Genomic DNA, 6,609 nt, shown 5'->3' on the forward strand with positions numbered 1-6,609 from the left:
TCTATTCTGGTTGAACCCAATCAATTTCTAAACGCTTAAAATCTCTGTCAAAAGAAACTATTGTCTCTCCTTTTTGACGAGCAATTTCTACTAAATAAGCATCGATAAAATCGACATTAGCATTAGCCATGCGTTCAATGGCTGCTGTTACTTGTTCTAAATCGTCTAATAAAATTCCTTCTGCAAGGACTAAAGGCAACAAAACTTCAGCAATTTGTACGCGGGAATATTTATAAAACGAAGACAAAACCCAAATAACTTCTGCGACGACAATTGGCGAAAGTCGGAGCGTAACTTCTCCAGATTCAGCCTTTTGTATTAGTCCTAAAGCTCGTTGTGCTAAATCAGGTGGTTCTCCAGTGAGAAAACGGAGCAGAATGTTAGCATCTACCCACAAATTAGTCATGATTTCTCAGTGGAATTTTTTTGAGCTAAAGTTACGCCAACTATTTGACGAATTGCTTCTTTACCTGGATTGGCAATAGTTGTATGTAAAACACCATAAAATTCACTGAGACGTTTTTTTGGAGTTTTCTCGATTGTTTGAGTACGGAGTTTAAGGGATGTAATAAGATCAGCAACTTCTTCTAGCTGTTCTTCGTTGAGGTTGTCTAATTCTTGCTTGATGTGTTCTTTACTGACTGTCATTTTTTAATTTTTTCATTCAACCTATGATTTTATTATCGCGCTTTATGCAATTCCTGACTTAATTTTCCACAGTCCCTAGCACTTGGAGTATCACTACAACCATCATAAGTGCGTAAGCGTAGCCCGTCGTAGACATTGCCCTGGCTTACTGTCAGGTATCACCTAAAAACTATTCCACATTTTCCACTGCACCTAACGCTTTGAGCGCAGCTTTTTCGGATGAGGTTAAACCTTTAATACCTGCGGTATTCATACGTTCGTAAGGTCGTTCGGGTATCAGAGTTTTTATGCAATTCCCCGTTTTGACATCCCAAAGTTTTATTGTTCCATCTTCACTACCGCTAGCAATAATTCTTCCATCAGGGCTGAATGAAATAGATACTACCCAGTTAATATGTTCTTTCAAAGTTTTCAAACACTCACCTGTATGAAAATCCCATAACTTTATTGTTCTGTCGTAACTGCTACTGGCGATAATTTGCCCATCAGGGCTAAATGTAACGAACCTGGCATCGCTACTATGCCCTTGCAAAGTTTTAATGCATTCACCAGTGGTTATATCCCATAGCTTTACAGTTTTATCGTAGTTACCACCACCACTTGCTAATATCTGCCCATCAGCATTAAAGCTAAGTGACCAAACCCAATCAATATGTCCTTCCAAAGTTTTGATGCACTTAGCAGTGTTTATATCCCACAGTTTTATCCTACAGTCCTCGCTTCCAGTAGCTAACAAATTACCATCGGGACTGAAAGCTATAGATTTTAGCCAAGGGGAAGCTGTATCTCCTTGTAAAATTTTAGTATGTTCACCAGTAGAGATATTCCACATCTGTATTGTCGTTTTGTCAGCTAAAGCCAGGACTTGACCATTGGGACTAAATACAGTAGGTAAAATCCAACTATTGCTTGCCTCTATAGTTTTTACACAATTACCAGTACGTAGATTCCAAACTTTTACTGTTCTATCTGAACTTCCACTAGCTAGCATTTGCCCATCTGGACTAATAGTTGTATATGTTACCCATGCTTTGTGACCTTGTAAAATTTGGCAGCATTCACCTGTATTAACATTCCATAATCTCAAAAGACCATCATTGCTACCACTGACTAAAGTCTTACCATCAGGAGTAAAAGCAACGCACAATACCAAATGATGATACCCTTGCAAAACTTGAAAACATTCACCACTATTAATATCCCAGAATCTTACTGTTTGGTCATCACCTGCACTGGCTAAGACATTATGTTGTGGGTGAAAAATCACAGAACGCACCCAATCAATATGTCCTTTTAATATTTGAATGCACTTTCCAGTTTTTGCATCCCATAGTCTTACTGTTTTATCAGCGCTTCCAGTCGCTACTATTTCACCGCTCTTGTTAAATGTTACTGACCATACTTTGTTAGTATGCCCCTGTAAAATTTGTATACATTCACTAGTATGAACATCCCAAAGTCGTGTTGTATGATCGCTAGCGCTGCTAGCAAGGATTTTACCGTCAAGACTAAAGTTAACTGAACCGACTCTCTTAGTATGACCGTGTAAAGTTTGGAGACATTTACCTGTTTTAATATTCCACAACTTTACTGTCGAATCTCCACTGCCGCTAGCTAGCATCCAACTATTAGGATTGAAAGTAACACAATATATCCTACCAGTATGACCGTGTAAAGTTTGGAGACATTCACCTGTTTTAATATTCCACAACTTTACTGTTTGTTCTTGGCTACTAGCTAGCATCTGGCTATTAGGGCTAAAAGCAACAGAATGAATTTTATCAGTATGTTGATTTAAAGTTTTAATGCATCTACCTGTACGAATATCCCACAATTTTATTTTGAAGTCTTGACTACCACTAGCTAGCATTTGACCATCAGGACTAAAGGCGATTGTTCGTACCCAATCAATATGTCCTTCTAATGTTGAAAGTCGTTTACAATCTACAACCCGCCATAAATAAATTTCACCGTTAGCATCTGCTGTAGCGATAATCTGTCCGTCTGGGCTAAATGCTATTGATAAGACAGTACCTAAGACTTTTGTAAAAGTAGAACTACTTAGATTAGTCCCAGCAAAATCAACATTATGCAAAATAGCATTAGTAAAATCTGCTCCTTTAATCACTGCACTACTAAAATCTCTCCCTTTTAACGCAGCTTTATCCATCTTCACCATGATTGTCGCTGCATTTCCGCCGACATAACCAACTTCATCCTCACTTTTACCCCTCGTCCCCTCAATCACATTAATTACTGATTCCTTAGCCTCAACATTAATCATCCCTACCAATAAATCCATCACCGCTTTCGTCAAAGGTGCTTTACCAAAAGTCACCCTCAACTTCTCCAACGATTCACTTAGAAATCCCTTCAATGCCGCAGTTGGTAAAATTTCTCCAGATGCATCTACCTGACGACTGAAATAAGAAGACCAACTATAATCAACAGGCGCAATATCATAATTTATCTGGAACCGCACCCGCGCTAATTCCGTAAAATCACTAGCCAATGCTCCCAACTCTGCCGCAAATTTATACGCCGCAAAAAACTCTAACAGCGACCGATGCGCTGGAGTATAATCACCATCAGCGTTGCGGATGAGCATTGTTTGCCCCATCATGTCATAATGCCAGTGGTCTAAATCCTTCTCTTCTTGCACCACTGAACCAAATAACCGCCGAATTCTGTCAGGGAAAAGCCGATAATTGAGGCTCATTTCATCTTTAGACAGCATTTCCCAAGAAAGTTCGCATAAAAAGTATAACTTTTCTGCCAAAGAAGTAAACGTGCGATCGCTCTTAATATCCCGTTCCATTTTCCGCCGCACTGCATACAAATAAACCCGCGACATATCTACAGGTTTACCCGCCTCAATATCTGGCAAAGCTTCCAAAATTAACTCTGTCATCACCGGACGACGGGCAAATCCAATAATTGCGGATTTCCCATTACTTGTTCAACCGTTGCAGTTTCCGTTTGATGCGACAACACCAGTCGAATTTGCTCGTCGTTAAATTTCTCCAGTTCCAGCACTTCAAACTGCGGTGTTTCTCCTGTCAGTTGCTTAGTAGATGCTTGCAACTCGGCATTGAGTAAAGCACGTCCTTCCTTAGCGTCGGGAAAATGTTCGGTACGACAAGTCAGGATAACTTTAGCACCGGGAACCACCACTTTTGCCAGTTCCCAAAAGTTATTAATCATCTGCTGACGGTCAACTTTTGCTGCCATTTCGTCAAAACCATCGAAAATTAGCAGCAATTTACCCATGCGGTTCAGCTGGTCAAATACTTCGCTAGTTAAACGGATATTATGTTGTGTAAAAAAGAACCCCGCCAAAACGTTCTCAACATTTATCGCTTTGGCAAAATCCCGCAGCGTAATTACCAAAGGCAAACGGGGACGCTCAATACCACGTTTTTGGGCATCTCGGTAACGTTGCAATGCCACCCAAGCATAGTGGAAAGCAAACCAAGTTTTCCCCGTACCAAATTCTCCTAGTATAGAAATATGCTCTTTGGCGGGATCGTCCAACCACATATCAATATAACCATCAATCCAACCATCGCGATCGCCATAGTGACTGATACCGATGCGCTGTTTAGTATCGGGGTCAATTTCCTCTTTTGTGCAAGCTAAAGGAACGTATTTTGTATCTATTTGCCGTTGGATAATTTCTGCTGACAACCAATCGAGATAATCGCTGAAATCAGCATCTTGGTCAATCAGTTCGTCAAAAGTGTAACAACCTAAGTGGCGATTTTCCTCCTTTTCTACCTCATTTTGCGCCGCTCGTGCAATCCGTCTGGCTGTTACTAACCAACCTTCATCAGTTCTCTGCTGCTCCACAGAAGAACGCAAAACAGCGACATCCTTGAGTCCAACTTCGCCTTCAATTCCCCGGATGAGGATGCGGTCATATCGGTTACGCCGTGTTGGTACATTGATAATCCACTCAAAATATGAATCACCCCAAATTTCATACTTTTCAAAGCGATAGCCCAAGGTTTCAAACCAGCCGCGCATTTGTTGAGCTAAAGCTATGGCTCGACATTGATTGTCGGGAGATGTTTTAGCCTCCAGCAGTGCGGGGGAATTTTGTGCAGCCAACCGCGCCATTTCTGTACGAATACCTTCCAGCGTCGGCAATCTGTCGAGTAGTTCTTGGATATTTACAATGTGTTTTTGCAAAGAGCCAATTTGCTGACTCATTAGTGTATCTGCTGGGTTGCGAGTGCGTTTAGCAACTTCCGCAAACACAATATAAAACGCGGCAATTTCCCGTCTAATGTCAATTCCCAAACTTCTAATGTCATCACCCAACGAATATGCATCAAGCCAAGCATCAACCTCAGAAAGCAAAATTGAGGGGTTATTATGGTAAAATGCTTTGTGGAAAGCCTTTTTTATGGCTTCTTGGCGAAAAAGTTCTAAAAAAGGCTTGGGTTTGCCAACACCATACTCTACCAATGTGTATGCATAAACCCCACTAAAATCTGCTGGTGGATGCTCTGGGTCGAGGTGAAACTGCTGAAGTAATTTAATTACAGTCTCATTGCGCTGAATCTTTTCCTTAATTAAAGGATTAGCGATCGCAATAATCGCGTTGATGACCTGTTCTGGGGTAATTATCATTAGTCATTAGTCATTAGTCATTTGTCATTAGTTATTGGGCATTGGGCATTGGGCATTGGGCATGGGGAAGATATTAATCTCTACTTCCTAATCTCTCTCACTCCTAACTTCTAACTCCTCACTCCCCACTCCCCACTCCCCACTCCCCACTCCCCACTCCCCATTCTTAACTAGAGCGATTGTTTTCTAATCCTGGGATTTGTTTAGAAAACAATTCGTTAGAGTTAACCTGACCATCTGAAACGACAGAACGTATGCCCTCTAAAGCAGCAGGAATGGAACGCGGATCTATAAAAATCACCTTGCTGCTATCGCTTTTACCAATTGTCGCGCCCATATCGAGATAACCCAAAGCAAACAAAACTTCCACTGCTTTATTAGCATTGGGGTTATTGTGGAGCTTTTGGGCAATAATTTCTGATGACTCTGCGATCGCCTGGGCTTTTAAAACCTGTTGCTGACGTTCTGCTTGAGCTTTCAGAACGATCGCCTTTTGTTCGGCTTCAGCTTGCAAAATTACCGATTTTTGACGAGCTTCCGCATCCAAGATTTGTGCCTCAGCTTTACCTCTGGCGCTATTGACAGCAGCTTCGCGATCGCCTTCAGAAGTTAAAATTGCTGCCCGTTTGCGTCGTTCTGCCGACATTTGCAATTCCATCGATTCACGCACTGCCTGAGACGGAATAATATCTCGCAGTTCTACCCGTGTCACTTTTACACCCCAAGGATCGGTAGCAACATCCAAATCCTGTAATAAAAGTTCACTGATGTGGGAACGAGCAGTAAAAGTTTGATCCAACTCTAGTTGTCCCATTTCAGCGCGAATTTGAGTCAGCACCATGTTTACCATTGCCGACTGGAGATTTTCTACCTTGTACCAGGCTTTTTCCATATCCACGATGCGCCAATAAAACACTGCATCCACCTCAATGCCAACGTTATCGCGGGTGATGCACTGTTGGGGAGGAATATCTAAGACTTTTTCTTTGATAGTTTCTCGGTAGACAACTCTATCTAAGAAAGGAACAACAAAGTTTAGTCCTGGTTCCAGTTTTTTGTTATAACTACCCAATCTTTCCACCAAAGCTTGATTACCCTGATTGACAACTTTCACAGAACCTGCCACAGCAGAACCACCAAGAGCTAAAAATACTAGTAAAAAAAACTGTTCCATTGTAAATCTCCTAATTTTAAATATGAAAGAGGGAGTAGGGAATGGGGAATGAGGGAGATGAAAGGGATGAGGGAGATGAGGGAGCAGGGGGAGATGGATAACTCCTAACTCCTAACTCCTAACTCCTAACTCCTAACTCCTAACTCCTAACT

General features: G+C 41.4%; 3 protein-coding genes and 1 pseudogene. All 4 read right to left on the bottom strand.

Going from position 1 to position 6,609, the window contains the following annotated elements; translation table 11 throughout:
- Position 1: 1 nt before the first annotated feature.
- Entirely contained in the window at positions 2–406 is a 405-nt protein-coding gene (locus tag RMY63_RS27695; RefSeq protein ID WP_322731771.1) for a PIN domain-containing protein, read from the bottom strand.
- Positions 403–648, bottom strand: coding sequence for a hypothetical protein (locus tag RMY63_RS27700; protein WP_322731772.1), 246 nt, complete (start codon positions 646–648; stop codon positions 403–405). The genes RMY63_RS27695 and RMY63_RS27700 overlap by 4 nt, the downstream gene beginning before the upstream one ends.
- 169 nt (positions 649–817) lie before the next feature.
- A pseudogene (locus RMY63_RS27705) lies at positions 818–5,283 on the bottom strand (NACHT domain-containing protein).
- A 166-nt stretch (positions 5,284–5,449) separates the two neighbouring features.
- On the bottom strand, positions 5,450–6,457 hold the full coding sequence (locus RMY63_RS27710) for an SPFH domain-containing protein (protein WP_322731773.1): 1,008 nt from the start codon (positions 6,455–6,457) through the stop codon (positions 5,450–5,452).
- Positions 6,458–6,609: the final 152 nt, after the last annotated feature.

The sequence above is a fragment of the Nostoc sp. ChiQUE01b genome (assembly GCF_034531255.1).
GTDB lineage: Bacteria > Cyanobacteriota > Cyanobacteriia > Cyanobacteriales > Nostocaceae > Nostoc.

Coding starts and splice junctions, on each gene's coding strand:
- RMY63_RS27695 (WP_322731771.1), bottom strand. CDS start 406: ATGACTAATTTGTGGGTAGATGCTAACATTCTGCTCCGTTTTCTCACT.
- RMY63_RS27700 (WP_322731772.1), bottom strand. CDS start 648: ATGACAGTCAGTAAAGAACACATCAAGCAAGAATTAGACAACCTCAAC.
- RMY63_RS27710 (WP_322731773.1), bottom strand. CDS start 6,457: ATGGAACAGTTTTTTTTACTAGTATTTTTAGCTCTTGGTGGTTCTGCT.